The sequence below is a fragment of the Streptomyces katrae genome, assembly GCF_000717655.1.
GTDB classification, from domain to species: Bacteria; Actinomycetota; Actinomycetes; order Streptomycetales; family Streptomycetaceae; genus Streptomyces; species Streptomyces katrae_B.
The window spans coordinates 24,599-50,976 of the sequence record NZ_JNZY01000039.1 but is presented as its reverse complement, the minus strand read 5'-3'; the positions used below and the strand labels follow the sequence as shown (position 1 = coordinate 50,976).

The 26,378-nt window shown below is 72.8% G+C and carries 25 protein-coding genes; 8 read left to right on the top strand and 17 right to left on the bottom strand.

The genetic code is table 11. The features are described from left to right. Positions 1-9: 9 nt before the first annotated feature. The 14 genes from IF09_RS0132395 to IF09_RS0132330 all read right to left on the bottom strand — a co-directional run bounded on the left by IF09_RS0132395 (position 10) and on the right by IF09_RS0132330 (position 14,605). Entirely contained in the window at positions 10-600 is a 591-nt protein-coding gene (locus IF09_RS0132395) for a hypothetical protein (protein WP_030301891.1), read from the bottom strand. A 64-nt stretch (positions 601-664) separates the two neighbouring features. Continuing rightward, positions 665-1,447, bottom strand: a complete 783-nt coding sequence (locus tag IF09_RS0132390; protein WP_030301889.1) for a cytochrome c biogenesis CcdA family protein — start codon at positions 1,445-1,447, stop codon at positions 665-667. Further along, a complete protein-coding gene (locus IF09_RS0132385; RefSeq protein WP_030301887.1) occupies positions 1,444-2,067 on the bottom strand; it encodes a TlpA family protein disulfide reductase in 624 nt (207 codons plus the stop codon). The genes IF09_RS0132390 and IF09_RS0132385 overlap by 4 nt, the downstream gene beginning before the upstream one ends. Then, positions 2,064-2,822 carry a thioredoxin family protein gene (locus IF09_RS42135; RefSeq protein ID WP_051833257.1) on the bottom strand — a complete coding sequence of 253 codons (759 nt, stop codon included), beginning with the start codon at positions 2,820-2,822 and terminating at the stop codon, positions 2,064-2,066. The genes IF09_RS0132385 and IF09_RS42135 overlap by 4 nt, the downstream gene beginning before the upstream one ends. A 339-nt stretch (positions 2,823-3,161) precedes the next feature. After that, the gene (locus tag IF09_RS47525) at positions 3,162-3,710 is read right to left on the bottom strand and encodes a hypothetical protein (protein WP_234321227.1); all 549 of its coding nucleotides are present in this window, start codon (positions 3,708-3,710) and stop codon (positions 3,162-3,164) included. Between the two features lie 204 nt (positions 3,711-3,914). Further along, on the bottom strand, positions 3,915-4,703 hold the full coding sequence (locus IF09_RS0132370; RefSeq protein ID WP_324606884.1) for a CAP domain-containing protein: 789 nt from the start codon (positions 4,701-4,703) through the stop codon (positions 3,915-3,917). Between the two features lie 399 nt (positions 4,704-5,102). After that, positions 5,103-5,456 (bottom strand): UBP-type zinc finger domain-containing protein, encoded by a 354-nt coding sequence (locus IF09_RS0132365; RefSeq protein WP_030301879.1) that lies wholly within the window; start codon positions 5,454-5,456, stop codon positions 5,103-5,105. Then, positions 5,453-6,934: an ATP-binding protein gene (locus IF09_RS0132360; RefSeq protein ID WP_030301878.1), complete on the bottom strand. Its 1,482-nt coding sequence runs from the start codon at positions 6,932-6,934 to the stop codon at positions 5,453-5,455. The genes IF09_RS0132365 and IF09_RS0132360 overlap by 4 nt, the downstream gene beginning before the upstream one ends. Next, positions 6,931-8,607 (bottom strand): FAD-dependent oxidoreductase, encoded by a 1,677-nt coding sequence (locus IF09_RS0132355; protein ID WP_030301877.1) that lies wholly within the window; start codon positions 8,605-8,607, stop codon positions 6,931-6,933. The genes IF09_RS0132360 and IF09_RS0132355 overlap by 4 nt, the downstream gene beginning before the upstream one ends. Before the next feature lie 423 nt (positions 8,608-9,030). Then, entirely contained in the window at positions 9,031-11,364 is a 2,334-nt protein-coding gene (locus IF09_RS0132350) for a bifunctional polysaccharide deacetylase/glycosyltransferase family 2 protein (RefSeq protein WP_234321226.1), read from the bottom strand. A gap of 31 nt (positions 11,365-11,395) precedes the next feature. Next, positions 11,396-11,908: a hypothetical protein gene (locus tag IF09_RS47520; RefSeq protein ID WP_030301875.1), complete on the bottom strand. Its 513-nt coding sequence runs from the start codon at positions 11,906-11,908 to the stop codon at positions 11,396-11,398. Positions 11,909-12,032: 124 nt separating this feature from the next. Next, on the bottom strand, positions 12,033-12,869 hold the full coding sequence (locus tag IF09_RS42130) for a hypothetical protein (protein WP_051833253.1): 837 nt from the start codon (positions 12,867-12,869) through the stop codon (positions 12,033-12,035). Next, positions 12,866-13,585, bottom strand: a complete 720-nt coding sequence (locus IF09_RS40965) for an RNA polymerase sigma factor (protein WP_324606883.1) — start codon at positions 13,583-13,585, stop codon at positions 12,866-12,868. Before IF09_RS40965 ends, IF09_RS42130 begins: the two co-directional genes overlap by 4 nt. A gap of 138 nt (positions 13,586-13,723) precedes the next feature. Further along, positions 13,724-14,605, bottom strand: a complete 882-nt coding sequence (locus IF09_RS0132330; protein ID WP_030301872.1) for a S1 family peptidase — start codon at positions 14,603-14,605, stop codon at positions 13,724-13,726. Positions 14,606-15,040: 435 nt separating this feature from the next. Between IF09_RS0132330 and IF09_RS0132325 the strand changes: the two genes are divergently transcribed. Both IF09_RS0132325 and IF09_RS0132320 read left to right on the top strand, forming a co-directional pair. Continuing rightward, entirely contained in the window at positions 15,041-17,170 is a 2,130-nt protein-coding gene (locus IF09_RS0132325; protein ID WP_063607457.1) for a PIG-L family deacetylase, read from the top strand. Positions 17,171-17,422: 252 nt separating this feature from the next. After that, a complete protein-coding gene (locus tag IF09_RS0132320; RefSeq protein ID WP_030301869.1) occupies positions 17,423-17,857 on the top strand; it encodes a hypothetical protein in 435 nt (144 codons plus the stop codon). A gap of 24 nt (positions 17,858-17,881) precedes the next feature. On the opposite strand, the gene IF09_RS0132315 is transcribed toward IF09_RS0132320, so the two are convergent. Then, positions 17,882-19,363 (bottom strand): hypothetical protein, encoded by a 1,482-nt coding sequence (locus tag IF09_RS0132315; protein ID WP_030301867.1) that lies wholly within the window; start codon positions 19,361-19,363, stop codon positions 17,882-17,884. Positions 19,364-19,586: 223 nt separating this feature from the next. Between IF09_RS0132315 and IF09_RS0132310 the strand changes: the two genes are divergently transcribed. Continuing rightward, complete coding sequence (locus IF09_RS0132310) at positions 19,587-21,140, top strand: DUF6056 family protein (protein ID WP_030301865.1); 1,554 nt, start codon at positions 19,587-19,589, stop codon at positions 21,138-21,140. Positions 21,141-21,274: 134 nt separating this feature from the next. Then, on the top strand, positions 21,275-21,835 hold the full coding sequence (locus tag IF09_RS0132305; RefSeq protein WP_051833251.1) for a hypothetical protein: 561 nt from the start codon (positions 21,275-21,277) through the stop codon (positions 21,833-21,835). Here the strand turns inward: IF09_RS0132305 and IF09_RS0132300 are convergent. Continuing rightward, positions 21,832-22,179 carry an amidohydrolase family protein gene (locus IF09_RS0132300; protein WP_030301861.1) on the bottom strand — a complete coding sequence of 116 codons (348 nt, stop codon included), beginning with the start codon at positions 22,177-22,179 and terminating at the stop codon, positions 21,832-21,834. The genes IF09_RS0132305 and IF09_RS0132300 overlap by 4 nt on opposite strands. Positions 22,180-22,296: 117 nt before the next feature. Here IF09_RS0132300 and IF09_RS0132295 point away from each other — a divergent pair, with 117 nt between their 5' ends. Further along, entirely contained in the window at positions 22,297-22,761 is a 465-nt protein-coding gene (locus IF09_RS0132295) for a hypothetical protein (protein ID WP_030301859.1), read from the top strand. Positions 22,762-22,823: 62 nt separating this feature from the next. Here the strand turns inward: IF09_RS0132295 and IF09_RS0132290 are convergent, their stop codons facing one another. Next, positions 22,824-24,395, bottom strand: a complete 1,572-nt coding sequence (locus IF09_RS0132290) for an MFS transporter (RefSeq protein ID WP_037636608.1) — start codon at positions 24,393-24,395, stop codon at positions 22,824-22,826. Positions 24,396-24,474: 79 nt separating this feature from the next. On the opposite strand from IF09_RS0132290, the gene IF09_RS0132285 reads away from it, so the two are divergent. From IF09_RS0132285 to IF09_RS0132275, 3 genes are all read left to right on the top strand, one after another. Next, positions 24,475-24,645 carry a CopG family transcriptional regulator gene (locus IF09_RS0132285; protein ID WP_030301855.1) on the top strand — a complete coding sequence of 57 codons (171 nt, stop codon included), beginning with the start codon at positions 24,475-24,477 and terminating at the stop codon, positions 24,643-24,645. Next, complete coding sequence (locus IF09_RS0132280) at positions 24,642-24,986, top strand: glyoxalase/bleomycin resistance/dioxygenase family protein (RefSeq protein ID WP_030301853.1); 345 nt, start codon at positions 24,642-24,644, stop codon at positions 24,984-24,986. The genes IF09_RS0132285 and IF09_RS0132280 overlap by 4 nt, the downstream gene beginning before the upstream one ends. A 245-nt stretch (positions 24,987-25,231) precedes the next feature. Continuing rightward, positions 25,232-26,335 carry an NAD(P)/FAD-dependent oxidoreductase gene (locus IF09_RS0132275; RefSeq protein WP_030301851.1) on the top strand — a complete coding sequence of 368 codons (1,104 nt, stop codon included), beginning with the start codon at positions 25,232-25,234 and terminating at the stop codon, positions 26,333-26,335. Positions 26,336-26,378 lie beyond the last annotated feature (43 nt).

The following is a 26,378-nucleotide window of genomic DNA, read 5'->3' as shown; positions in this document are numbered from 1 at the left end:
GGGGACACCTTAGGGGGCGGCGTCGAACGCAGGTCCGTCGCCGGTGATGCGGAGGTGCACGGGGTGGTCGGACACCGGGATGGTGCAGCCGTCCCGGGTGCTGCAGCTCGCGTAGCCGAACAGCACCGTCGCGTCCCCGTCGGCGTCGGCGCGGACGGGCAGGGTGGTGGTGACCGGGCCGTCCGGGTAGACGGGGACCGGGGCGTCGACTCCGGGCACGCTGATCGACCGTACGTCCGCTGCGGCCGTCAGCCTGCCCTGCGCCTTCAGGACGCCGGTGACGGCCATCGCGGTCGGTCTGCCCACGCCCTCGATGCCGTGGGGCGGCAGATCGGCGCTGTAGAGGTGGAACCCCTTGGCCTCGGGCGTGAAGACCGCGGTGAGGGTGCCCTGCGAGGCGTGCCAGTCGGACACCGAGAGCGTGACGGTGACCCCGTTCTCGGTGAAGCGCGTCGTCCGAGCCGCGGAAGGCGGGGAGTCGCCTGCGCCCTCGGCGGGCTGCCCGCCGCAGGCCGCGAGGGCAGCGAGGGAGACGAAGGAGAGCAGGGCGGCCGCGACGGGGGCCGTCCGGGAAGGCCTCGTATGCGTCGAAGGGTTCACATGTACCTCTGTGTCGTGTGTCGGGGAGAGAAAGGGGCACTTCGGCCTGGGGCGAACGGCCGCCCTAGAAGGCGGTGGTGGAGTTCGCGCTCCACAACTGCAGGCGGTACACCAGGTCGTTCCACACACCGGTGGCCAGCAGCACGCCGACGAGTACGAGCATCCCCCCGCCGAGCCGCAGGACCGCCGGGTAGTGGCGCTTGACCAGGCCGAAGGCGCCCAGGGCCCGCCGGAAGGCCAGCGCGGCCACGATGAACGGCAGGCCCAGCCCGAGGCAGTAGGCCGCCATCAGCAGGGCTCCGCGGGCCGCGCTCGCCTCGGTCCAGGCGAGCGCCTGGACGGCGGCCAGCGTCGGGCCGATGCACGGGGTCCAGCCGACCGCGAACACCGCGCCGAGCAGAGGGGCCCCGGCGAGCCCCAGCGCGGGGCGCCGGTGGCTGCGGAACTCCCGCTGGGCGAAGCCCGGCAGGAACCCCATGAAGGAAAGCCCCATGAGCACGGTGAAGACCCCGAGCACCTGGGTGACCGCCTCCTGGTGGGCCACGAAGAGCCGGCCGGCGTGGCCGAACAGGGCGCCTCCGGAGACGAGGACCGCCGTGAAGCCCAGGACGAACAGCAGCGCGCCCGCCGCCATCCGGCTGCGGCGTCCGCCGTCCGCGTCCGCCAGGTCGGCGACCGACAGACTGGTCACGTAGCTGAGGTAGCCCGGCACGAGCGGCAGTACGCACGGCGAGAGGAAGGAGACGAGCCCCGCCGCGAACGCCACGGGAGCTGCGATCGCAAGGGTTCCGTTCACGAGGGAAGGGGCGTCCGCGGCGGCGAGCGCCCAGTCCGTGGCCGTCGTCATGACTCCTCCTCCACCACGCGCGTGAGCAGGGGCCGCAGCTGCTCCTCGGTGACGGCGCCCCCGATGGCGACGGCGATGCGTCCGCGGCGGTCGATCACGAGGGTCGAGGGAATCGCCTGCGGGTTGAGCAGCGAGGGAGGGAAGCGGAGCAGGAGTTCGCCGGTGGGGTCGTGCAGGCTGGGGAAGCTCAGGGCGTGCGCCCGGACGAAGGACCGGGCCGCGGCCCGGTCCCGGTCCCGCGTGTTGATCCCGAGGAACCGGACCCCCTCGCCCCCGGTCTGCCGGCTGAGCCGCTCCAGGCCGTCGGCCTCCGCCCGGCAGGGTCCGCACCAGGAACCCCAGACGTTGAGGACGACGACCCGGCCCCGGAACCCGGCGAGGTCGACGGGTTTCCCGTCCAGGTCGTCGCCGGCCAGTGCGGGCGCCTGCTGGCGGGCACCGGGATCCACGACCGTCGCCCCGGCCGCGGCCCGTACGGCGCTCACCCGCCCGTACGGCGCCCCGCCGCCGGTACCGCCGATGGCGAGGACACCGCCGACCGCGACCGTCAGGCCGGCCCCGGCGAGGACGGCGGCGGAGAGCCGCCGACGCCCCGGGACCTGCGGGGCGGGTCGTCTCACGACGCCCACTGGCGCAGGAAGGCGTTGATGCCCTCCGAAGTCAGGGACGGGTTGCCCGTGACATGGGTATCGGTGCGCACCGTGCCGGACGGGGAGACCACGACCAGTACGGGCATCGTGTAGGTCCCGCCCGACGGGCTGTACTTGCGCAGCAGCGCGGAGTTGGCGGAGCTGTTGCCGCCGATGTCGACCTTGACCAGGTGGTACGAGGCCCCCAGGATCGCGGCGGTCTGCGACTGGCCGAACACCCTGTCGGCGGCCTTGCAGTTGCCGCACCAGTTCGCGCCGAAGTCGAGCAGCACCGTCCGCCCGTCCGCCTTGGCCGCGCGCAGCGCCGCGTCGATCTGCTTCTGCGCATCGGCCGAACCGTCGTAGCCGGGACCGGGTATTTTGGCCGGCTCGGGCGCGGCGGACGTACGGGGCGGCTTGGCCGGCGTCGCGGAACCGCTCCGGGCGCCCGTCGAGGGAGTCGGCGACGAGCTGGGCAGGGCGGTGGCCGACGCGGACGGTGAGGCCGACGCGGTCGGCGACGCCTCGGCGGACCCGGTCGCGGACGGCGTCCCGGAGGCGAGGGCCTGCGAGGACTGTCCGGCGGCGGACGGCGCGGCGGATCCGACGGGCTGGGAGGACGGCCCGCAGGCGGCCGTCAGGCCCGCCGCGACCACGGCCGCGGCCACCAGTGGCAGCCGCGCCCCCAGCGGCGCGGGGGAGCGGCGCGGGCTCGTACGGCGCTCGGCACGGACGGGTCGGAGCATGTCAGGACTCATGGCGAAGACACCCCAGGGCACGGTTCGGACTGCGGGAGGGCAGAACGCCCCCCTCGGCTCGGTGAAGCCGGCGGCCCCGACGGTCGGCCGGGGTGTCACGCCCCGGCGCCGAAGGCCGCTCGGCTGACGCGAGCATAGGACCGCGGCGGGCGGCCGGAACCGTATCGGCGCGATCTTGAGGTTGCCCTAAGGTGCCCTAAGGAAGAGCTCACCTTCCGCTTCGCCGGAACCCGGTCCATCAGCCCTACAACGTGGTGAAATGCGCGAAGGGGACCAGAAGGGCGCCCAGTCGTGCGGATCGGCCGGGACGGCCGAGGAGACCGGGCCTCAGAGCGACGATTCGCGGACGCTGGCCTTCGCCCCCGGGTCGACCGTCGCCGTGATCACCGACCGGTGGTCGGCGCTGGTGAACGTGACCGTGAGGGTGTCGTCCGCGTTCTGCGAGGTGGTGGCCTTGAACCCGAGGGCGGGGATCGCGGAGATGAGGCACACGCCCCGGCTCCCGTACCGCACGGTGGCCTTGCCGCCCTGCGAGGGGACGGTGTGCAGGCCCGCTCCGCCGTCCTCGCAGTCCACCGCCGGCTTCGGTGTGCTGGGCCGGGGGGTCTTCGAGGCCTTGGCCGGGGTGGGGGCCGTGGCCGAGGGGGAGGGCCGCTGCGACACCGTGGGCGAGGGGCTCGTGGACGCGGTCGGGGACGGCGGGCTCTGGCCCGCCTGCCAGGCCGGCGGCGTTTCGATGACCGTCGGGGCGGACCGCGCCACCGGGGGCGTGTGCCTGGTCGTGCCGACCACGAACTGGACCGTGAGCAGTACGGCAGTCACGCTGGTGGCCGTGCACGACAGCCATATGAACAGGTAGCGCGGAATTCGAGGCACGGCCCCATAGTGGCCGACGCGCCGGCCGACCTGTCACCCGTCCCCCGATGGGCGGCCGGTACCCCCGCCGGGGCAACGCCGACGTCCTCCGCACCCGTGTACGGGTCGGAGGACGTGGACGCCCGCTCGGCGGCCGGTGGGGGGTCGTTCTTGCGGCCGGCGGAGGTCTGTTCGCAAGGCGGGGGCCGGCTGCCGGGGGGTCGGCTACCTCGGGGTCCCGAAGTCCTGCGTCCACCACGGGCCGCCGTCGCCCTTGTGGACGCCTATGCCGATCTCCTTGAACGAGCAGTTGAGGATGTTCGCCCTGTGGCCGGAGCTGTTCATCCACGCCTTCATGACCGCGTCGGCGTCGGCCTGGCCGCGGGCTATGTTCTCGCCCAGGCCGGACCACGCGTATCCGGCGGCCTCGACGCGGCTGGTCATGGTGGATCCGTCGGGTCCGGTGTGGGACATGACGCCGCTGCGGGCCATCGTGTCGCTGTACGTGCGCGCGGCGGTGCTCAGCTTGGCGTTCACGGCCAGCGGACCGCATCCGGCAGCGGACCGCTCCTTGTTGACCAGGGCCAGAACCGCGGACTCGGAGTTGCCGTCCACGGTGCCGGAACCGCCGGAACCGCCCGAGCCGCCGGACCCGCCGCCCGTCGTGGTGCCGGGCTTGCGCGTGGTCTTGCCGCCCTCGCCCGACGCCGACTTGGCCGCAATGCTGCTCTCCGCCGCCTCGGGCTTCGTCGGAGCGGCGGATCCCGACGCCTCGGCGTCGGGCGTCCCGGACGGACTCGGGCTCGCCGACGCCGAGGCGTCGGCGGCGGGTGTGGAGGCGGCAGGGGTGGGGGTTCCCGTCGCGTCACCGGTGCCCGCCCTCGGGGACGCCGTACCGGCCGCGCCGTCGGCCCGCCGGTCCGCGCGGGCATCGCCGTCGGAGTCGGCCACCGCGACGCCGACCGCCACCGCCGCAGCCGCCGCGGTGACGGACAGGACGATGCGCGTACGCACCGTCTTCCTCCGCCGAGCCTCGACGCGGGACGGCGTTTCGGGACCGGGAGTTCGGCTGCGGCTCATGCCGGTAACACCTCACAGGAGAGGGGGAGGAGGGGAGTCCGCTCGAGCCTAGGCCGGTGATCAGCGAAAAGGGCCGCCGGGAGCGGTTCTTCAAGTTCCCTTAAGGAAGCCCGCAGGATCCACACAGGGACGAGCCCGGCATTCCGCCCGACTTCGGCCGAAGCGGCCGACGGCCCGGCGGGAGTGCGCCGGGCTGTGGGGGAGTTCGCCGGGCCGCGGGGGTAGTTCGGTGGTCAGGCCGCGAGGTGGTCCCGGGGGAGCTGTCCGAGGCGTTGCCTGCCGGTGCGTCAGGTTCTCGCCCTCGACGATGCCCGTGCCTCCACGCCCCTGCGGTCAGCCGTGCAGCAGCCTCGTCCAGTCCTGCGGAACCCGGCCGACCGGTCCCGGGGCCGGCTGGTCCGCCGGGTGGGCGGCCGGGGGCGCCAGCTCGGGCCCGGACTCGTACAGCTCGTTGGTGTCGTAGTCCCAGAACCACTCCTCGCCCGGCTCGAAGCTCTGCACCAGGGGATGGCCGGCGGACTTCCAGTGCGCGGTGGCGTGCTGGGCCGGCGAGGAGTCGCAGCAGCCGATGTGGCCGCACTGGGCGCAGCGCCGCAGGTGGAACCACCAGCCGCCCACGGCGTCGCACTCGGCGCAGCCGGTGCCGGTGGGCGGGACGCTCGGGTCGATTCCGTTGATGTCGCTCATGCCGGCTCCTCGGCGGTCTCGGATGCGGGGGAGGGCTCGGGGGCGGGGTCCGGGGCCGTCAGCGGCAGCAGTACCTGGAACCGGGTGTCGCCTGGTACGGACTCGACCTGGAGGCTGCCGTGGTGCTTGCTGACCACGATCCGCCAGGAGATGTCGAGGCCGAGACCGGTGCCCTCGCCGACCGGCTTGGTGGTGAAGAAGGGATCGAAGATGCGGCTGCGGATGTCCGGCGGGATGCCGGGGCCGGTGTCGCGGAACTCCACCAGCAGCCGGTCGCCCTCCCGCGCCGTGCGGACCGTCAGCGTGCCTTCGCCGCCGGTGCTCCCGATGGCGAAGACGGCGTTGTCGATGAGGTTCGTCCAGACCTGGTTGAGCTCCGCCGGGTACGCGGGCACGTCCGGCACCGAGCGGTCGTACTCCTTGACCACCCGCACCCGGGAGCCGATCTTGCCGGACAGCATCAGCAGCGTGCTGTCGAGGAGTTCGTGGACGTCGACGACCCGGTGCGGCGCGCGGTCCAGTTGCGAGTACTGCTTGGCCGCGTCCACGAGGTGGGAGATGCGGGTGGTGGAGTCGTCGATCTCGTCCATCAGCAGCTCTGTCTCGACCGAGTAGTTGAGCCAGCCGATGGCCGACGGCAGGATCTCCTCGGCCACGGTCGCCGCGACCTGCTCCAGCCAGTCCGTGTCCAGCCCCGCCTGCACGAAGGTCGGCGCGATCCGCCAGCCCTCCGCAATGCCGTGGTCGTCGAGCCAGTCGGCGAGTTCGTCCTCCCGGTCGGAGGCTTCCAGCGGGCTGAGCGCCGTTGCCTTCGCGACGCGCTCCACGGTGCGCTCCTGGATCTCGATGAGATCGGCGATCACCTCGCGCGAGTACCGGCCCTGGGAGATGTGGGCCAGCTTGTGCCGCATCTTGCCGACCCGTTCCCGCAGCGTCGCGGTGGCCCGGACGGCGGCCGCGGCCGGGTTGTTGAGCTCGTGGGTGAGCCCGGCGGACAACGACCCCAGCGCCAGCAGCCGTTCGCGCTGCCCGATGGCCCGCTGGGTGTTCCTCGAACCGAAGAACAGCCCCTCGAGCAGGTGCGCCGCCATCGGGAACCAGTCCCGCATGACGTCCGCGAAGGACTGCGCGGGCAGCACGAAGAACCGCGTCGGCTCCGTCACCCGCATCGAGTTGGTGTACGTCTGCGGCACGCGGTCGCCCAGGTACGCCTGCATGGCTCCCGCGTACACACCGCGCTGCGAGGTGCGGCTCACCTCGACGTCGTCGCCGCCGACCCGGCGCGACAGTACGACGGTGCCCTCGATCATCACGTAGAAGCAGGTGGCCGGGTCGCCCTCGGTGTACACCGGGCCGGCTTCGAAGCGCTCCACCCGCCCCTCGCCGCACAGCCGCCCGAGCTGCTCCGGGGAGAGCTTCTCGAACAGGAACAGCGAGGCGATCTCCCGCGGGCTGCACGGCATGAGCTGCCCGCTCATGACTGTTCCAGGTACCGGTGGACGAGCATCACGGCCATGGCTCCCTCTCCTACGGCGGACGCGACGCGCTTCGCGGACCGGGCGCGTGCGTCGCCCGCCACGAACACGCCGGGAATGTTGGTCTCCAGGTGGTACGGCGGCCGGTCCAGCTCCCACTCGGCCGGCGGCCGCCCGTCCGGCGTGAGGTCCGGCCCGGCCAGGATGAAACCGTGCTCGTCGCGCAGCACCGTGCCGTCCAGCCAGTCCGTCAGCGGGGCCGCGCCGATGAAGACGAACATCCACTGGGCGTCGACGAGTTCGGTCGCACCGCTGTCCACGTCCCGCAGGGTGAGCTGCTCCAGGTGTCCCTCGCCGTGCGCCGCCCCGACCTCGGTCCGGGTCCGCACCGTGATGTTCGGCGCCTCCTCGATCTGCTGGACCAGGTAGTACGACATCGACGCCCTCAGGGACTCCCCGCGCACCAGCAGCGTCACCGACTTAGCACCCCGCGCCAGGTACATCGCCGCCTGCCCCGCCGAGTTGGCGCCGCCCACGATGTACACGTCCTCCCCCTGGCAGGAGGACGCCTCGGTGAGCGAGGAGCCGTAGTACACCCCGCGGCCGGTCAGGTCGTCGCAGCCCGGAGCCCGGAGCTGCCGGTACGTCACACCGGTCGCCAGGATGACGCTCTGCGCGGCGACCGCCGAGCCGTCGGAGAAGCGCACGACACGTGCCGCCCCGTTGACCTCCAGCCCCGTGACCTCGCGCGCCGTGAGGATCTCGGCGCCGAAGCGGCCGGCCTGGCGGCGGGCGCGCTCCGTGAGCTGCCCACCCGACACGCCGTCCGGGAAGCCGAGGTAGTTCTCGATGCGGGAACTCTGGCCGGCCTGCCCGCCCGTCGCCGACCTCTCGACCAGTACGGTCCGCAGCCCCTCGGAGGCCCCGTACACCGCCGCGCCGAGCCCGGCCGGGCCGCCGCCGATCACGACGAGGTCGTAGAAGTCGGCCGTCGGCGTCGTCGCGAGCCCCACGTGGGCGGCCAGTTCGGGCGCATCCGGCTCGATCAGCACGGTGCCGCCCGGTGTGACCACCAGGGGCAGCCGCTGTCCGTCGGCGCCGGCGGCCTCCAGCAGCCGCCGTCCCTCGGGCTCGTCGGAGGAGTACCAGCGGTACGGCACCTGGTTGCGGGCCAGGAACTCCCGCACGTACGAGGAACGCGCCGACCAGCGGTGCCCGACCACCTTGGTCGAGGGCACCGGCCGGTAGTCGCTGGCGCGCCAGGCCGTGAGCAGATCGTCCAGGACCGGGTAGAGCTTTTCCTCCGGCGGGTCCCACGGCTTGAGCAGGTAGTGGTCGAGGTCGACGACGTTGATCGCGTCGATCGCCGCGTTGGTGTCGGCGTACGCGGTCAGCAGCACGCGCCGCGCGCCCGGGTACACGCCGAGGGCCTGCTCGAGGAACTCGATGCCGTTCATCTGCGGCATGCGGTAGTCGGCGAGGATCACCGCCACCAGGTCGCCCCGCAGCTTCAGCTCGCGCAGCGCCTCCAGCGCGGACTCGCCGGACTCGGCGCGCACGATCCGGTATCCGGCGCCGTAGTGGCGCCGCAGGTCACGGGCGATGGCCCGGGAGACTCCCGGGTCGTCGTCCACGGTCAGGATGACGGTCCGCGCTGTGTCGGCGGGCTGTGCCATACGTCTCCACCCCGAGTGGTCTGGGCGGGCAGCCGGGCGGGGCGCCCGCGCCGGTTCCCGCCCATCGTATGTTCGATCGTCCGGGACCGCCCCGGGACGCCGCGGGGATCCCCGGGGCCCCGGCCCGGGGCCGGCCCGGGACGCCGCGGGCCGTGCGCTCCGGGTACCCGCCCGGTCGCACCTGGTCAGCGAATGGTCGTCCCCGCCTTGACCCATCCGTCGCCGCCGAGGGGGAACTGCCGGCCGCCGGTGTGTACTACGACAGCTCGCTCACGGTCACGTACTGGCAGCAGGAGATCGGGGACGCACTCGGCTCAGGCGCCGAGGCGGACGGTCGTCAGTCCACGTTCACACCGGACCGGGCATGCCGGCGTGAACGGTCCGCGGTCCGCCGGAATTCGAGCGGATTCCGGCGTCGCGGCTTCAGCGGTAATCCTGGTAGATCGCCGGCGGGGGCGGTTGGTGGTCCTGCGGGTGGAACGGGGGAGGGTACGCCCAGGCGGGGTCGCCGACGTGGCCCGCGCCCGGCGCCGGTACCTCTTCCGGTACGTATGCCTGTGCCGTTACGGGCCCCTGTGCCGGTACGTACGCCTGTGCCGGTACGGGCGCCGGGGATTCCGTCGTGCCGAGGGGGACCTGGAGACTGCCGTACCGCTCCATCCGCTGCCAGCGCAGGCGGGATCCGGCGATGGCGGTGAAGACGGACTGGATGACCACGAGGTACATCAGCTGGCGGTAGACGAACTGCTGGAGCGGGAGGCTCCAGAGCGGTCCGGGCCGCTCGTCGTCGAGGCGGAACGCGTACAGCCCCATCAGCACTTGCAGGAGCAGGAACGCCGTCCACAGGCCGACGATGCGCAGCGGGTCGAGGAAGACCAGGCCGTAGACCGCGAACACGTCGACGACGGGGGCGAGCAGGGGCAGCAGGACCTGGAACATCAGGAGGTAGATCAGCCCGCGCCGGCCGAGCTTGCCCGCCTGGCCCCGCTGGGTGAGGGCGCCCCGGTGCTTCCACATGGCCTGCAGGGTGCCGTAGCACCAGCGGTAGCGTTGCTTCCACAAGGCGCCCAGTGAGGCCGGTGCCTCGGTCCACGCCTTGGCGCGCTCCTCGTAGACGACCCGCCAGCCATCGCGGCACAGGGCCATGGTGAGATCGGTGTCCTCGGCGAGGGTGATGTCGCTGACGCCGCCGACGCGCAGCAGTGCCTCGCGCCGGAAGGCGCCGACGGCGCCGGGGACGGTGGGCATGCATTCGGCGAGGTCGAACAGGCGGCGGTCGAGGTTGAAGCCGACGACGTACTCGATGTGCTGCCAGCGTCCGAGCAGGCCGCCCCGGTTGACGACCTTGGCATTGCCGGAGACGGCGCCGACGCGGCGGTTGGCGAAGGGCTGGATGATCATACGGACGGCGTCCGGTTCGAAGACGGTGTCGCCGTCGACCATCACGAGGAGGTTGCACGAGGCCGCGGCGATGCCGGTGTTGAGCGCGGCCGGCTTTCCGGCGTTCTGCTGCCGGATCACGCGCACTCCCGGCAGCCGCAGGGCCTCCACGATGTCGGCGGTGCCGTCCGTCGAGCCGTCGTCGACGACGATGATCTCGACAGGATGGTCGGAGGCGAGGAGGGAGCGGACGGCCGCCTCGATGCCGGCGCTCTCGTTGTAGGCGGGGACGATGATGCTGACGGGCTCGGTGACCGGCGCCCCCCAGGGCTTGCGGCGCATCCGTACGTGGCGGCGGGCGGCGACGAACACGGCGATCGCACGCAGCAGGCTGATCGCGCCCGCGGCCCACAGGAGCCAGGAGATGCCGTCCAGGATCCAGTCACTGGTGCGCAGCGCGGTGATCAGGGCGAGTCCCTGCCACTGCTCGGCCGTCCCCGCCGGCTGCACCGTCTCGGGGAGTGCGACGGCGTCGCCGACGGTGGCGAACGCGAATCCGGAGGCCTTGAGCTTCGGCAGGAGCTGCTCGAGCGCGGTGACGGTCTGCGACCGGTCCCCGCCCGCGTCGTGCATCAGGAGGATCTGTCCGCCGTTGTCCTCGGGGGTGGCGTTGGCCACGATCTGTGCGACGCCCGGCCGGCGCCAGTCCTCGCTGTCGCGGGTCGTGAGGACGGTGAGGTAGCCCTCCTGGCCCGCCTGGACGACCGCGTCGAAGTCGGCGTCGGTGAGCGCGCCGGCGGTGGAGGAGTACGGCGGGCGCAGCAGCGGAGTGGTGACTCCGGCGGCCCCGGCGATGGCGAGCTGCGTCTCGCGCAGTTCCAGGGAGCGCCGCCACGGGGACGCGGCGCCCAGGTTGGTGTGGGTGAAGCTGTGCAGTCCGATCTGGTGGCCCTCGGAAACGATCCGCCGGGCGAGGTCGGGATGCTCGGCGACGCGGGCGCCGACGGTGAAGAACGTGGCGTGCACGTCATTGCGGCGCAGGACGTCGAGGATCTTCGGCGTCCAGACCGGGTCGGGGCCGTCGTCGAAGGTCAGGGCGATGGTGCGGGCGGCCGGGGTGGCGGTGCGGCCTGCAGCTCCCTCGATCACCGGGCCGCCGGAGGCGATCTGCGCCGGCACGGAGGAAGCCGGCCCCCGGCCGCGGACCGACCCGTCGGCGGAGCTGTCGAACAGGTGCTGGGTGTACCCCTGGAGCAGCAGGGCCGCCGAGAGGGTGAGGACCAGCGTCGTGAGGAGCAGCCAGTGCGTGCGCAGCGGGACGTTGCGTACGGTGCCGTGCCGGCCGCGGGCCTGGCGACGACGGGGATTCTTGGACAAGGGGAGCGCTTCCTGCCTGGCGGTGCGGAACTCAGGGATGGGCGGTGGGCTTGCCGCCCTGGCCCGGTGCGGAAGTGGAACGGCCGCGCGCCCCGCCACCCGGTGAAGGGCGGGCGCCGCCGGGGGAGGCGGTCGGGCTGCCGACCGGGGCGCCTGTCGGCCCTGCCGCGGACGGGCTGCCGGAGGTGGCGGACGAGGGCGCGGTGGCGGTCGCGCCGGACGGCTGGGGGCTCCGGGTCCGGTTCGCCGCCTTGCCGCCGGAGGGGCTCGGCGTGGACCCCGCCGCCGGGTCCTTGGCCTTGGGGCTCTGCGGTGCCTGCGCGGAGGGGAGGAACGGTGACCGGACCGTGGGGCCGCCCATGACGGTGCTGATGAGCAGGACGACGTAGGCCGCGGCCGGGATGACCAGCAGACGGCCCATCCGGCGCACTCGGCGCTGCCTGCGCCCCGAGCTGTCCACGAAGACCGGGCTCGCCTCGGGTACGTACGGCGGCAGGGTGTCCGGTACGCCGGGGGCGCCCGTGTCGGCGAGAGGGATCGGCACGGTTTCCTCGGCCGGGTTGCCAGGTCGTCGGTGCATCGGTGGAGGGCCTCTACGGATAGGAGGTTCGAAAGCCGGTCGGGTGGTGGTACCGCCCCGCCCACCGGCCCGGGCGTGGGAGGCGGGTTCATCCCCTGGGGTGCGGGGTCGGGTCACCGCCTGAGTCGGGAGGGACTCCGGGCCTGCCGTCCGGGGGACCGGTCGGATGGCTGTCGGGCGCGTTCGGTGTGTGGCCGGCGCCGGGACCGGCGGGCCGGTTGTCCGGCGGCTGGGGCCGGGACGTCGGACGCCCGCTCGGCCGGGACTCTGCCGGGCGGTCCGTGGCAGCGGGTGCGGCGCCAGGACTGCTGGGGGCTGCCAGGACCGGGGCGCAGTATTCCGGGATGCCGTCCGGGCCCCCGGCCGCCGTGACCAGGACGGCGAAACGGGGCTCGGCCGGTGCCTCGCCGGGATGCGCGTCGCGCGCCCTTCCGTATGCGCGGCAGAGTTCCGCCAGGTCGGCCGCCAGGGGCGCCGCCGTACGACCGGCCGCGTTCGGGCGGGCGGCCGGGGAAGGGGAGGCCGCGACGGCCGCCTCGGCCCGCGTCGGCCGGTCGTCGTCCGGGCCGCCACCGAGCGCTGCGGGCAGGTGGCCGGTGCCGGCCGCCACGGCGACGCCGCCGAGCGCGGTGGCGGCGGCAGCGGCCGCGACCTTCGCGCTCAGGACCTTCGCGAGGGCCGACGTGGCCATCGGCTGCCTCCGGGGGCGTTGTGGAACAGGAACAGGGGCAGGTGCGAGCTGAGCCGCCCGGAACGCCGCCCGCGCCGCCTGCTCGCCGGACAGCTCCGCCTCCGACGCGGGTGCGGCGGCGGCGGAGAGCAGCCCCGCGAGGGCTTCGTGGCCGTCCTGCGCGCCGGCCACCTGCCCGCCGAGCAACTGCTCGGCCGTGTCGTGGTCGATACGCCGGGATCGGTTGGTGCTCATCTCATGCCCTTCAGCGCTGGTGCCTTCGCCGGTGTCACTCCCGGGGCCGATTTTTTTTCCGGGGACTTCGACACGTCCGGTTCCGTGGGGGTCCCTGGGCCTCGCGGCGGCGCTGCGAGACGCTTCGCGAGCTTGCGCAGACCGCGATGGGAGGCCATCCGTACCGCGCCCGACCGCTTGCCGAGCACCCGCGCGGCAGTCTCCGCGTCGAGGTCCATGACCACCCGCAGCAGCACGGCCTCGGCCTGGTCGCGGGGCAGTGCGGCGATGAGGGCCAAGGCCGCCGTGGTCCCGATGCCGGCGAGAGCGGCGCCCTCGGTGTCGTCGGCCGCGGGCCGGTCGCCCAGCAGGTCCTCCACCGGCACGCTGCTGACCGGCCGCCGGCGCCGGGACCTCAGCAGGTCCAGCGCCCGGTTCCGGCCTATCGTCGCCACCCAGCCGCGGAATCCGTCGTAGTCCCCCTGGAACGATGCCAGGTCCCGGGCGATCTGCAGCCACGTCTCGGAGGCCACGTCCTCCGCTTCGGCGCCGACGAGGACGCCCAGATAACGCAGGAGGCCGGGCTGCACCGCCCGGAACAGCTCGCCGAACGCCGCCTCATCGCCTTCCTGGGCGGCTCTGACCCGTAGGGACATGTCCGTGGGAGCGCGTGGGGCCGGCACTCCCGGGCTGTCCGTCTCGTTCTCGGCCTCGCCGAACTGTTCCGCATTGCGCACCGGGACATCATCCTGGACGGCCGGCGCAGACCCGGCCGATGTGCGGGATGTGGCATTTGTTTGGATATGTCACCAGGTGTGTGGCGGATCACCGCCGCGGTGCCGGCAGGGGCAGCCCCCGGCCGGCACCTGGCCCGGTCAGTACAGCGAGACCTTGTACTTGGCGAGCGCCTCGGGCACGGGCTGGTAGAACGTCGTTCCTCCGGTGCTGCAGTTGCCGCTGCCGCCGGAGGTGATGCCGAGCGCCTTCGTGCCGTCGTACAGCGCGCCGCCGGAGTCGCCCGGCTCGGCGCAGACGTTCGTCTGGATCATGCCGCGGACCGTGCCGCCGCCGCTGTAGTGGACGGTCGCGTTCAGTGCGGTGACGGTTCCGCTCTTGGTGCCGGTGGTGGAGCCGCTGCGCTTGACCGGCTCCCCGACGTACGCGGTGCCGGCCGTGAAGCCCCCCGCGTGGCTCAGCGAGGTGTTGTCGTAACGGACGAGTGCGTAGTCACTGCCGGGAAAGGTGGAGCCCACGGTCGGGCCGATGAGGGTGCTCTGCGCAGAGTTGGCGTACCACGTCTTGACCACGTTGCCGCAGTGGCCGGCAGTGAGGAAGTAGTACGTGCTGCCGCTGACCACGTTGAACCCCAGCGAACAGCGGTACCCGCTTCCGTAGATGGCATCGCCGGCACCGAGGAGCCGGCTGAAGGTTCCCGGGGTGCGCTCGATGCGCAGTGCGCCGGCGTCGGCGCCCGCCGCGTTCCTGATCTTCGCGAGGCCGGCGGTGGAGACCGTGCTGTCGGCGGTCACGACGACGCGCCCGGTGGCCTGGTCCACGTGCCATGCGGTGCCGCCGACGTCCGCGTTGAGCACGGCCTGGTCGACGGTCTCGAGTTGTGCCGAGCTGTAGGTCCGGAGGGGGGCTGCTTCGGCCTGCGGAAGGGTGAGTGCGATGGCGGCGAGCAGCCCGGCGGCGAGCGCGGCGAGCCTGCTCCGTCGTGCGCTGCCGGTGCAGGGGGTGATGCGCGTGATCCTCACTGATCTCCTCCTAGGAGCGTGCGGCCCCGGGGGTCGGGGGCCTGTGAGGCGCAACAGGAATTTGGCGTGTTCCTGCCAAGCGCTGGTGGGAGTATGCGCACAAGCGCCGCCGTCCACAAGGGTGTCCGGGGGTGCCGCAGGTCGCCCCGTTGTGGCGATCTCGCGTGACATTGCTCACCGGCCCCGCCCGTCGATCGGCCTGCCGCGCGGCCCTTTCGCGATATGGGGCAACGTTCCGCGGTCGACAAAAGGGACAATTAGGGGTGTATTGCCTATTCAACTTGGTTCCCGACATAAGCCCCTTGAGGGTGTGTCAGTCACAAACCCGCGAGGCATAATCGGCCCCGGTCGTCACCGGAAGCAGTGGAGCCATCGGGACATCGACCGACCTCCCAGGCGGAATTCCGCACCGGACCGACCCTCAAGGCGCTGTACATGTCCCTGGCCAGCCGCACCCGCATCGCGGCCCTGCTCGCCGCGGCCTCCGTCGGCGTCGCCGGCGTGACGACCTGGGCCTACGGATACGGGACCGGCCGGCAGCAGGCGGCCCCCGAGGCGGTCGTCCGGCCGAGTGTGACCGAGGGCTCGGCCCTCCAGGTCGTCGCACACCCCGACGACGACCTCTTCTTCATGAACCCCGACCTGAGCCGCTCCATATCGACGGGCATCAAGGTAACCACCGTCTACCTGACCTCCGGCGAGTCCGACGGCAGGAACGAGGCCCACAGCCCGCACCTCGAGGACGCCGCCGGGCCCGCCGACCGCGCCGCCTACGCGGAGGCCCGGCAGAACGGCATCCGCGGCGCCTACGCCCAGATGGCCACCGGTGACCGCACCAGCGCCTGGCAGCGGAAGTCCGTGCCCACCGCCGGCGGGGGCAGCGCCGAGGTGGACGTCCTCGTCGCCAGGCCCGAGGTCAACCTGGTGTGGATGCAGCTCCGTGAGGCCCGCAGCATCTCCGGCGACAATCCGGACAGCATGCGCGGTCTGTGGGACGGCCGGATACCCGCCCTGGGCGCCCAGCTGGCCTCCGGGACGCCGGTCAAGCAGGCGTTCTCGTACACCAAGGACCAGGCGATAGCCGCCATCGCGGACGTGTTCGCGCTCTACCGGCCGACGACGATACGGACGCAGGACCCGACCCCCGGCAGGTCGGAGGGCGGCACCTTCCTCGACCACCAGGACCACATGTACGGCGCCCGCTTCGTCCAGGCCGCCGCCGAACGCTACGCGCAGTCCACGGACCGGCCGCACTTCTCGGTCCAGAACTACATGAGCTACCCGAACAGCTCGCTGCCGCCGACGCTCGACCCGCAGACGGCCGAGGAGAAGCTCGGCTACCTCAAGACCTACGCCTGGACGGACCACGAGGACTGGTGCGGCAGCCCCGCCGGGTGCGGCGACCGCAAGACCGCGACCAGGCCCACCGGCGCCGGCTGGAGCCAGACCATCCGCTACAGCCGCGGTGACGGCACCTCCTGGATGACCGAAGGCGTCCCCGGACGGCTCTGGGCCTTCGCCGTGCTGGACGGCCGGATGGCGTACTGGTCGCGCAGCGGCCCGCAGGCCCCCTGGCAGGGCCCCCGGTTCCTGCCCGACGCCGGACCCGGCACCGGGATCGACGCCGGCGCGACGGCGGTCCGGCTCCCCGACGGCAGGATCGCGGTGTTCGCCACCCGCACCACCCTGGGCACCAAGCCCCGGGACTACGGCCGGGACATCGTCTACGCCGTCCAGACCAAGGCCGACGGCGCATTCGGCCCGTGGCAGTCGCTGGGCACCCCGGACACCACCGACAGGTCCGTCACCTCGGCGATCAGCGGACCGGCCGTCGCAGTGGACCCGGCCGGCCGGATGACGGTGTACGTACGCGACTCCAGGCGTACGCTGCGCGCCCGGGCCCAGACGGCCCCGGACGGCGCCTTCGGCGCATGGCAGGCCCTGGGCGGCGCCGGCCTCCTGGGCGATCCGGTCACCGCGACCGACGGCTCGGGGCGGCGGCACGTGTACGCGGCGACGGCCGGCTCCGTACTGGCCTGGGTCCAGCCGACGCCGGGTGCCCCGTTCGGCGGCCCCTTCCCGACCGGGCTGCCCCAGACGACGGGCGTGCTCTCGGTGCGCCCGGAGGGCGACGGGGTCCGGCTGTTCTTCCGCCGCCCCGGCACGGGCGCCGTCGGTACGAGCCTGGCCGCCGCGGGCGGGCCCGCGCCGCAGTTCTCCCGGGTCGCCGCGGCCGGCGGTCTCGGCGGGTACGGCGCGGTGGGCGTCGCGGGCCACGTGCTCGCGGGCCGCGCTGGCGCGGGGACGGTCAGCGTGGCGGGCACGGACGGCCCGCAGTCCTGGCAGGAGTCCCAGATGCTGTACACGGGTGCCCCGGCAGGCGTGGCCGACTGGGGGGCCGGTACGGCCGTCGCGGCGGCCCTCGGCCTGGACGCCGATCTGCACATCGTCACGACGCTTCCCGCAGCCGGGTCCGAGCAGACCGCAGGCCGGACCCCCACCCCCTGGCACCGGGCGGTCCAGCCCTCGACTCTCGCGCAGGCCGCGCGCCAGCCGCGGCAGTGACCTGCGCCGCGCCGTGCACCCGCGGCCCCTGGGCCGCCGGGTGGCAGCGCGGATCGGGGCGGGTGAGGATGGCGGCCAAGGCCACCTCGCCGGGCAATGGCGTGTACACCGCCTCGCCGGCGACGGCGGCCGCACTCTGACCCTCGGGCGATCGGGGCTCACATGGCTCCTCTCTTCCTCTCGCACAGCCGCATACGCATACGCATACGCACAGGCACACGCATGCGCGGGGGAGGGGGAACGGTCCGCGCCGTGGCCGCCCTCACGGCCCTCACCGCCCTCGCGACCGGATGCAGGCACGACACGGCGCCCGCCTGGGAGTACCCGGAGCTCGGCACGACCTTGAGATCGCTGTCCCACGACCTGGACGAGGACTGCGCCGAGACGGACCCTGCGAGATGCCTGGACGGACTCGACCGGCTCGGCATACTGGCGGAACGCGCCTTCGCCGAGGTCCTCGACCACAAGCTTCTCGCCCACGGATACGTGGCGGCGATGAACGACCTGGCCGGAGCGAGGCGGCTCCGCCTCGCCGCCGCGCACGAGGCGCGGGCCCGGCACGATCCGCGCTACCTCCCCCTCAGGCGTGCGGTGCACGCGGAGCGGCTCGCGTACCGGCGCCTCCTCGCCGAGCTGGAAAGCCTCCGCACCGCCCCGCCCCCGGGTGACGGGACGCAGCCCGTCTGAGGCGGCGCCCGGAGCGCGTGACGGTTACCGGGCCCGCAAGGGTGGTGTGGGGAGGGGCTTGCCGTCGAGCGCCACCAGGGCGAGGACGGTGATCGAGCCCGTCCAGGCCAGCGGTGCGACCGACGAGGGCCTGCCCGCCCGGTTCACCTTCTCGGGCAGCTCCCCGAGCGAGTTCCGTTTGGAGAGGACCCAGTCCAGGACCTGCCTGGCCTTCGCCGTCTGCCCCGTCCCGGCCCATGCGAGGGCGAAGAACGAGGTACTGGGCGTCCAGGCGTTCCCGCCCCAGGGCGCGGTCGGATCGTTCCCCGGCGTGAGTCCGCCGTTGGGCAGGAGCAGCGCCTTGTGCGTGTCGTCGAGCGCCCGGGGCAGGTCGGCCGGAGCGGCGTTGAAAGGCGGCGCCATGAACGCCACCGCGCTGTCGTGTCCGTGCTGTCCGTCGACGGTGCGCTGGTAACCGAGGGGTGCGAACCTCTTGGATATCCCGGACGAGAGCCGCCCGGCGGCAGCGGTCCAGCGTGCCGCATCGTCCGGCCGGTTCAGCGCTCGCGCGAGGTCCGCGGAGGCGTTGAGCCCGGCGAGCAGGGGCGCTGCCGTACCGATGTTCGGCGTGGTCGTCATCAGCTCCCAGTAGTCCGGGGAGGCCGGGGGCAGCCCGTCCGCCCCCAGGGAGGCCGCCGCGCGGTCGGCCGCCTTGCGGACCATCGGGTAGAGGCCGGCCAGCCGGGTGTGCCGGGTGGTGCGGGGCGCGGTCTGGTACCACTGCCAAGTGGCCCAGGGAACCCAGCCGTTGGCGTCGAGCTGCCAGCGCCTGCCGTCCGGCGGTCCGGAGCCGTCGAGTTTCGTCCGCGCTTCCCAGGTGCCGTCCTTCCGCTGGGTCGCGGCGCTGTAGCGGAGGATCCGGTACGCCTCGGCCTCGTGGCCGGTGTGGGCGAACGCGGCGGAGGCGAAGCTGGAGTCACGCGGCCAGGAGTACATCCAGCCGGGCGTCCACCCCGCCGCCACGGCGCCGTTCGGCCGGAGCAGTGCGCGCATGGTCAGCAGGGCCCGCTCGGCCGCCGCACGCTGTGCGGGCGAGCCGCCCGGGATCCGGCCGGCCGCCAGCCAGGCGCGGCTCTGCGCGATCTGCTGCCGGGCCGTCGGATCGTCGAGGGCCACCACGGCCGACGCCGTCCTGCCGGCGGGCATGTACTTCCACCGGCCGGACGGCAACCGCAGTACGTTGCTCCGCTCGACGTACCGCGCGCCCTGGGCGATGGCCGGTGTGACGCCCTCGGTGGCGGTCGTGTTGGAAAGGAGCCCGACCGTGGGGGCGGCGAGGACCGACAGGGGCGCGTAGTTGCCCTCGGCATCACCACGGCTGTGGTGTCCCGGCGGCCTGACGAGGAACACCGGCCGTTCTTCGCCGGAGCGCCGGCCGGCAGGGGCTCCGGCGACACAGACGGGAAGGGCGACGCTCGCGAGGGACGCCGCGACGACCGCCCAGCGAACGAGCCGGACAGCAGGCATCGCCACTCCCTCCGTCGGGCTTCCGTGAGCTCCCTGCGCGTCTCCGTGCGTACCGTGCATGTGCGGGTGCGCGGAACTCCGGAATTCCCATCGTGGCCGACCTCTCCGGAGCCCGCCACGGCATGCCCGCCGCCCGGGTGACCGGGAGACCTCGGGCCACCTCGCGTCACCGCATGGCGTAACAGCCGTCGCGGGGACGGAGGCCGCCGCAAAGGATGGGTGAATGAGCACTGCTCCGTTGCTGTCCGAGGGCGAGGGCCGTCGAACGCAGTCCCCCGGAGCGGACGGCCGGGGAAGCCGCCGTCGCCCGCCGGTCCGCGGGCTCCTGCTGGGCGCGGGCGGGACCCTCGTGGCGGCGGCCGGGGCCCTGGTCGCCGTCGGGTGCTTCCTCGGGCTCTACGTACGGCCCGCATCGGACGACTGGTGCGCCGCCTGGAAATCCCGTGACCTGGGAGTCCTCGGCATCACGTCCGACTTCTACACGACCCAGAACGGCCGGGTCGCCAATGCCTTCCTGAGCGGCGTCATCTATGGCGACGGACTCGCTGGGGTCAAGGTCCTGCCGACCGTCATGGCCGTCACGTTCACGGTCGGTCTGGTGCTGCTCGGCTGCCGGTTCGTCCGGTTGCTCGGGGGAAGACCACCGATATTGGCCCTGTTCGCCTGCTCCCTGGCCATCCAGGCACTGCTCTACTACGCCGGAACGCGCAGTTATCAAGTCCTGTTGTGGGCTCCTGCCACCATTTCCCACACCATTCCCAGTGTCGTCGGCGTGTGGGCGCTCCTGCTGGCCCTCTGGACCGTCCGCCAACCCCGTACCGCCGTACGCGCAGGGGGATGTGCCGCCGGCTTTCTCATCGCGCTCGGGCTCGGCACCCTGAGCGAACCGTTCGCCCTCGTCAGCGGTCTGCTCGCGGCCGGAGCCGCCCTGCTGGCCGTGCCTCGCCTCAAACTGGCGCAGACCTGGCACCCGTTCACCTGGTGCGTGCTGTGGTGCGCCGGACTCGTCTGCGGTCTGGTCGTGCTCTACACCTCCCCCGGCGCCCGGTGGCGCCGCGCCCAGCAGCCCGACGGGGAGTCCGTGCTCTCCGCGCGCGAACTCAGGGCCACCTTCCAGGACTGGCTGCACATGTGGGACTCCGTCACGGGCCAGTGGGCCTACCTCGGAGCCGCAGCCGCCGGCGTCCTCCTCGGCTGGGGAGCCGGCCTGCGGGCACCTGCACCCGGGCGGCGGCAGTGGCAATGGCGCCGGTCCGCCCCGCGGAAGATGCAGATCGCCGTGCTGCTGCTCCCCGTGCCGGTGGTCGTCCTGGGGTCGTTCGCCGTGGTGCTGGGCCTGCGCAGCGGCTACGGCCCGAGCGGGTGGACGTACGCCCGCACCTGGACGAACTACCTCGTACCGATGGAACTGGCCCTGTGCGTCTACGGAGCCCTGCTGGGGGAGTGGGCCGGCCGCTCCCTGGCCCGCCGACGCGCCTCGGCCGTGGTCGTCCCGGCCGGCATCGTGGCCGCGGGCGGCCTGGCGCTGGCAGCGCTGGCGGTACTCGTCCCGAGTGTCCAGCAGCTCACCACGGCCACGGTCACCCGTGCCGCGGCCTGGGACGCGCAGAACTCCCGCATCCGGACCGAGGCCGCGCAGGGCGCCACCGATGTCGGATACCGGCCCCTGTACATCGGGAGCCTGGCCGAGCCCTTCTTCACGTCCGACTACACGCGGGACTGGGTCGCCGGCTGCGTCTCGAAGTGGTACGGCATCGACCGGATCCACCGCCTCTGAGCCGGTGTCCTGCGCAGGCCGGACGGGCGGTACGCCGGTTCCGGACCGGCCGGCAACCGCCCCCGGGCACCCGTTGGACCGATCACCGGGGTGTCCACGTGCCAGGGCGCGGCAGGGTCGCCAAGGATGCGGGCATGCCTCTTTCCCTCTCCTTCTCCCCCCGCGCCCTCCTCCCGTTCGTGGCCGCCGTCGCCCTGCCGGCCACCGCCTCCTCGTCGGTGGCCGGCGCGGCCGAAGCGTGCGGTTCGATCATCACCGCGCCGCTCGCCCGCCCCGTCCCCGCCGACGACCCGTGCCCCGGCACCGACCCCGTCGTGTGCCGCATCCGCGTCCTGCCGATGGACGAGAAGGTCGAGGCCCAGCGGACCCGGATGAGCTACCACGGGCTCCTCGAGGACATGCACCGTACGGAGGCCGACATGCGCGCGGCCGGGGCCACCGACGAGGAGATCGCCCGGGAGCTGGTCGACATGCGCAACCAGGCCAAGGCGATCACCCGGGCCGGCATGACCCCGGAGGAGGTCCGCATCCTGGAGGAGCGCAACACCGCCAAGTACGGCAACCCGCTCGGCCCCACCGCGGACCAGCTCTACGCCAAGTACGGCTCCTGGCAGCAGGTCACCGACGCCTCGATGCGGACCAGTTACGCCGTCGCCCGCGAACTCAGCCTCGAGTACCGGCCCTGCCCGGTCTAAGGGGCGTCCGCGCGGCCGAGCGGGCCGGCCGCATTGGTGTCGAGGATCATCGCGGTCTCCTCCGGGGTGAGCCCGGCGTCGGCGATGCAGTCCACGGCCCGCAGGAAGACCTCCCCGTCCTCGTACGGGAAGTCCGTGCCGAGGACGAGGCGGTCCGCCCCGAAGGCCGCGGCCGCAGCGGCCGGTCGACCGGCGCTCCGGCCATCCAGGTCATGGCGTGCTCGGTGATCGGCGGGCTGCCGGCTCCCTCGCCGGCCGGGTGGATGCACAGGGAGGGCGCCGCGCCGCTCGAGCTCCTCGTGGACGGGCCGCAAGAGCGGGTCGGCGAGGGTGCGGCCGACCACGGTCGTGGTCGGCCGGTCGGCCGGTCAGCCGCCGGGGCGGGGCGCGCCGGCCCGTGGATCCGTGGAACCGGGCGGCGCCGTTCCCCCTCTCAGAGGGCGGACACGCAGGAGGCGCGCATGAGCGGGACCGCAGACAGCCGTACGACGGGCAGCCGCCCGAAGGAGATCGAGGCGGCGTGGGCGCTCATGCTCGCGGCCTTCGCCGCGTACCTCGCGGTGTGGGTGCTGGGCTCGTTCGTGGTCGAACCCACCGGCCTGGACGACCTGACCGCCGTCTCGGGAGCCGAAGGCGCCGCGCGCCAACTCGCCCTGTCGGGCGGGGTCCTGATCGTGGCCCTGGCGGCCTGGCTTGTCGTGGGGGTGAAGATGCGGGCGGGCCGCGGCTGGGCCCGTACGGTCCTCGCGATCGCCGGCGCCGGATCCCTGCTCTTCGTGGCCACCGACCTCGGCATGGACGGGCCGTGGCCCGGCGCCTGGCCGGTCCTGGCCGCCGTCCCCGACCTGCTCACGGCAGCCGCCGTGGTACCCCTCTACCTGCCCGCGGCCCGCGCCCACTTCCCGGGCCGTTCGCGCCAGGCCTGACCCGGCCGCGGCGGCCCGTCAGTGCCGGCGTGCGGGGCCGGGGCTGACGGGCGCCGGGGTGGTCAGCGCGGTTGCGGGGCCTCCGTGTTCTGGGCCTGGGGCGGCCGGGCCTGCTGGCCGGGGCCGCCCTGGGGTGCGACGAAGTCCTTGCTGCGGATGAGGGCGAAAGCCAGGACGCCGCCGACCAGCGCCACGATGCCGCTCACGACCAGCAGGTCGTTCATCGACGTCGCGAAGCCGGCCTGGACCGCGTGCTGGACCTCTCCCCGGAACTCCGCCGGGGCCGAGGCGATCGCCTGCCCGGGAGAGCCCATGCGGATCGAGTCGGCGATCCGGTCGCTCTGCCCCTGCAGTGCCGGGATGTTCGCGAGCCGCTCCCTCAGGGCGTCGTGCAGCGACGCGGTGAAGAGCGAGCCGTACACGGCGATGCCGACGGCGATGCCCACCTGCCGGAAGGTCTGGTTCACGCCGGACGCCATTCCGGCGCGCCACACCGGGACGACACCGATCGCGGTGGAGGCCAGCGGCGGGTTGACCATGCCGGCCCCGATGCCCGTGACGATGAACCCCGGGATGAGGTGGGTCCAGTCGGAGTCGGCGGAGACCCCCGTCATGAGCAGGAGGCCGACCCCCACGATGACCAGGCCGGGGCCGATCAGCCACCGGGTCGGGACCTTGCTCATGAGGCGGCCGGCCGCCATGGCGGCGACGAGCGTGCAGCCGGAGCTCACCAGGAGCCGGGCGCCGGTGCCCATCGCGCTGTAGCCGAGGTCGTTCTGCAGGTACAGCACGAGGTAGATGAACATCGCGAACAGCGAGGCGTTCATGGCGAAGGCGGCGATCGAGCCGCCCAGGAAGGTCGGGGTGCGCAGCAGCTTCAGGTCGAACATCGGCTCGGACACGCGCGATTCGATCACGGCGAACGCCGCGAGGAACACCGCGGCCAGGCCGAAGCAGATCAGCACGCCCTGTTCGCCCCATGCCGTGTCGCTCGCCCTGATGAGGGCGTACACCAGGCTGAACAGGCCCGCCGTGAGCGGCACGATGCCCAGCCAGTCGATCTTGGAGGCGCGCGGCGGACGGGACTCGTCGACGAGGCGCAGCGTGATGAAGATCGCGGCGATACCGATCGGAAGGTTCACCAGGAAGATGCCGCGCCAGCTGATCCCGCTGGTGATCACACCGCCGAGCACCGGGCCCAGCGCGGTGGCGACACCGGCGACGGCGCCCCAGATGCCGAAGGCCGAGCCCCGCTCCCTGCCCTGGAACGTGCCGGCGAGCAGCGCCAGGGAGGTGGCGAACAGGATCGCGCCGCCGATCCCCTGCACCGCGCGGGACAGGATCAGCATCAGCTGGTCCTGCGCGATGCCGCACAGCAGCGATCCTGCGGTGAAGACCGCCAGCCCGATGACGAACAGGCGCCGCCTGCCGTACAGGTCGGCCAGGGAGCCCGAGGTGAGCAGGAGTGCCGCCAGGCTTAACGCGTAGGCATCCGTCGTCCATTGCAGGCCGCTGAAGCTCGCGTCCAGCGAGTGCTGGATGTCGGGGAGCGCGACCGCGACGATCGTGACGTCCAGCAGCAGCATGAACGTGGCGGCGCACACCACCAGCAGCGTCCACCATTGGCGTTTCATTGTGGGGAGTCCTCCTCGGTTCGTAACTCTTGTTCGATCGGCCCTAGTTGGACGAGCGCTCGGATGCTAGCATCCTAGTATGCGTGCAGAGGTAAAGCAGTTCAACGTCTACTTGCCGGTGGAACTCATCCGGCAGATCAAGCACCATGCAATCGAGAACGAGTCGTCGCTCTCGGCCCTGGTCGCCGAGGCGTTGCGCACGTATCTCGCCGTACACGAGCAGGAACCGCGGAAAGGAAAGCAGGCATGAGCACCGAAGGTGTCGAAGGCGTGTACCTCGAGACCCATAACTGGGGCAAGGCGGCCAAGTTCTTCCAGTCGCTGGGCTACAACGTCGAGTTCGCGACCGAGGAGGGCTCGGGGATGCTCCGCAACGGGGACGGCCCCTACCTGCTGCTCGCCGAGATCCCCGAGGACCAGAAGCCCGACTTCCAGGTCGTCCTGCGGGTGGGGGACGCCGGCGAGTTCACGGTCGACCCGTCCGTCGAGGTGGTCGCGCCGTTCGAGGAGACCCACTACGGAACGCAGGAGATGAAGGTGCGCGACCCCGACGGGCGCGTCTGGAGCCTCCAGGCGCCGCTCAAGAAGTAGGTGCGGGGCAGCTGTCCTCATGTGCGACATGGTCCGCCTCTTCGGCGCAGCAGCCGACGAAGAGGCGGACTGTTCGTCAACTCGGGGGCGGGGCAGCCCGTTGACTTGACAGACCCGCGCCATTTTTCCCCGTACGGCTCCGCGTCGGCTTCCATGCTGCACTCCGTCGGCCACACCACCACTCGGCGTACTCGGCTGTTCGAATTCCGGGCCGACGCGGGCAGGCCACGTTACGGAGATTGCGGATGTCTGAGCAGAAGAACACGGCGGAATTGCTGGTCATCGGTACCGGAGTGGTCGCGATGTCCGTCGCATACCACTGCGCGGAAGCGGGCGTCGACGTCGTCGTGCTGGGACGGGATCAGCCCGGTGCCACCGCGACGCAGACCGCCGGCGCATTCCGCACCTATTTTCCCGGGCGCGTGTACGACTCCGAACTGGTCGCACGCAGCCTCGCCGATTTCCGTTCGTTCGGTGCCACCACCGGCGCCGAACTCGAGGTGACGCAGACCGGGATGCTCGTGGTGGCGGCCACCGCGGACGAGGCGGCCGAGCTGCTGGCGGAGGTGCCCGCCCAGCGGGATGCCGGTGTGCAGCTGGAGCTGCTGACCGCGGCGCAGGCCGTCGAGCGCAACCCCTGGCTGGACCCGGCCGGTGTCGAAGCGGCGCTCTGGTGCCCGCAGATGATCCGCCTCAGGGCGGACGAGGTGCTCCGGGGCTACACCGAAGGCGCGCAGAAGCACGGCGCGCGCCTGGTCACCGGCGCCACCGTGACGGGGCTGGACGCGTCATGCGGCCAGGTCGCCACCACGGCGGGTGACTTCACCGCGGAGGCGATCGTCCTCGCGGACGAGTCCGGCAGCGGTGACATCGCCGCGCTGACCGGCTTCGAGCTCCCCGTGTGGGGCCAGTTCGCCGAGCTGTTCCACACCGACCCGGTCGGCGACGGCGACGTCGCGTCGCCGTTCACCTTCCACCCCGCAGCCGGACTGAAGACGATGGGGATGGGGCCGTCCTTCCTGGTGGGCCTCGAGCGCTTCTCCCGGAAGCCGGGCATGCGGGACATCTGGCACGAGGCGGCCATGGACGAGGTGGCGCAGCGGTACCCGCGCCTGCGGGACGTCACGCTGCACAGCGCATGGACCGGAACCCTCGACGTCACGCCCTCCAGGAGCGCTCTGATCGGCAGGGCGGGCGGCCCGCACGAACGCATCCTGTTCGCCACCGGCTTCACCGGTCACGAACTCGGCCAGGCGCCCGCCACCGGCAAGATCATTCGGGACCTCCACCTCGGCCGGCACCCCGGCGTCGACCTCACGCCGTTCTCGCTCGCCCGCAACGGGGCCTGATCCGCCACGACTTCACCCCCGTGCCGCTGCCGGCCCGGGGCCC

Coding starts and splice junctions, on each gene's coding strand:
- IF09_RS0132390 (WP_030301889.1), bottom strand. CDS start 1,447: ATGACGACGGCCACGGACTGGGCGCTCGCCGCCGCGGACGCCCCTTCC.
- IF09_RS42135 (WP_051833257.1), bottom strand. CDS start 2,822: ATGCTCCGACCCGTCCGTGCCGAGCGCCGTACGAGCCCGCGCCGCTCC.
- IF09_RS0132365 (WP_030301879.1), bottom strand. CDS start 5,456: ATGAGCGACATCAACGGAATCGACCCGAGCGTCCCGCCCACCGGCACC.
- IF09_RS0132360 (WP_030301878.1), bottom strand. CDS start 6,934: ATGAGCGGGCAGCTCATGCCGTGCAGCCCGCGGGAGATCGCCTCGCTG.
- IF09_RS0132355 (WP_030301877.1), bottom strand. CDS start 8,607: ATGGCACAGCCCGCCGACACAGCGCGGACCGTCATCCTGACCGTGGAC.
- IF09_RS42130 (WP_051833253.1), bottom strand. CDS start 12,869: ATGAGCACCAACCGATCCCGGCGTATCGACCACGACACGGCCGAGCAG.
- IF09_RS0132325 (WP_063607457.1), top strand. CDS start 15,041: ATGTCCCTGGCCAGCCGCACCCGCATCGCGGCCCTGCTCGCCGCGGCC.
- IF09_RS0132315 (WP_030301867.1), bottom strand. CDS start 19,363: ATGCCTGCTGTCCGGCTCGTTCGCTGGGCGGTCGTCGCGGCGTCCCTC.
- IF09_RS0132310 (WP_030301865.1), top strand. CDS start 19,587: ATGAGCACTGCTCCGTTGCTGTCCGAGGGCGAGGGCCGTCGAACGCAG.
- IF09_RS0132305 (WP_051833251.1), top strand. CDS start 21,275: ATGCCTCTTTCCCTCTCCTTCTCCCCCCGCGCCCTCCTCCCGTTCGTG.
- IF09_RS0132295 (WP_030301859.1), top strand. CDS start 22,297: ATGAGCGGGACCGCAGACAGCCGTACGACGGGCAGCCGCCCGAAGGAG.
- IF09_RS0132290 (WP_037636608.1), bottom strand. CDS start 24,395: ATGAAACGCCAATGGTGGACGCTGCTGGTGGTGTGCGCCGCCACGTTC.
- IF09_RS0132285 (WP_030301855.1), top strand. CDS start 24,475: ATGCGTGCAGAGGTAAAGCAGTTCAACGTCTACTTGCCGGTGGAACTC.
- IF09_RS0132280 (WP_030301853.1), top strand. CDS start 24,642: ATGAGCACCGAAGGTGTCGAAGGCGTGTACCTCGAGACCCATAACTGG.
- IF09_RS0132275 (WP_030301851.1), top strand. CDS start 25,232: ATGTCTGAGCAGAAGAACACGGCGGAATTGCTGGTCATCGGTACCGGA.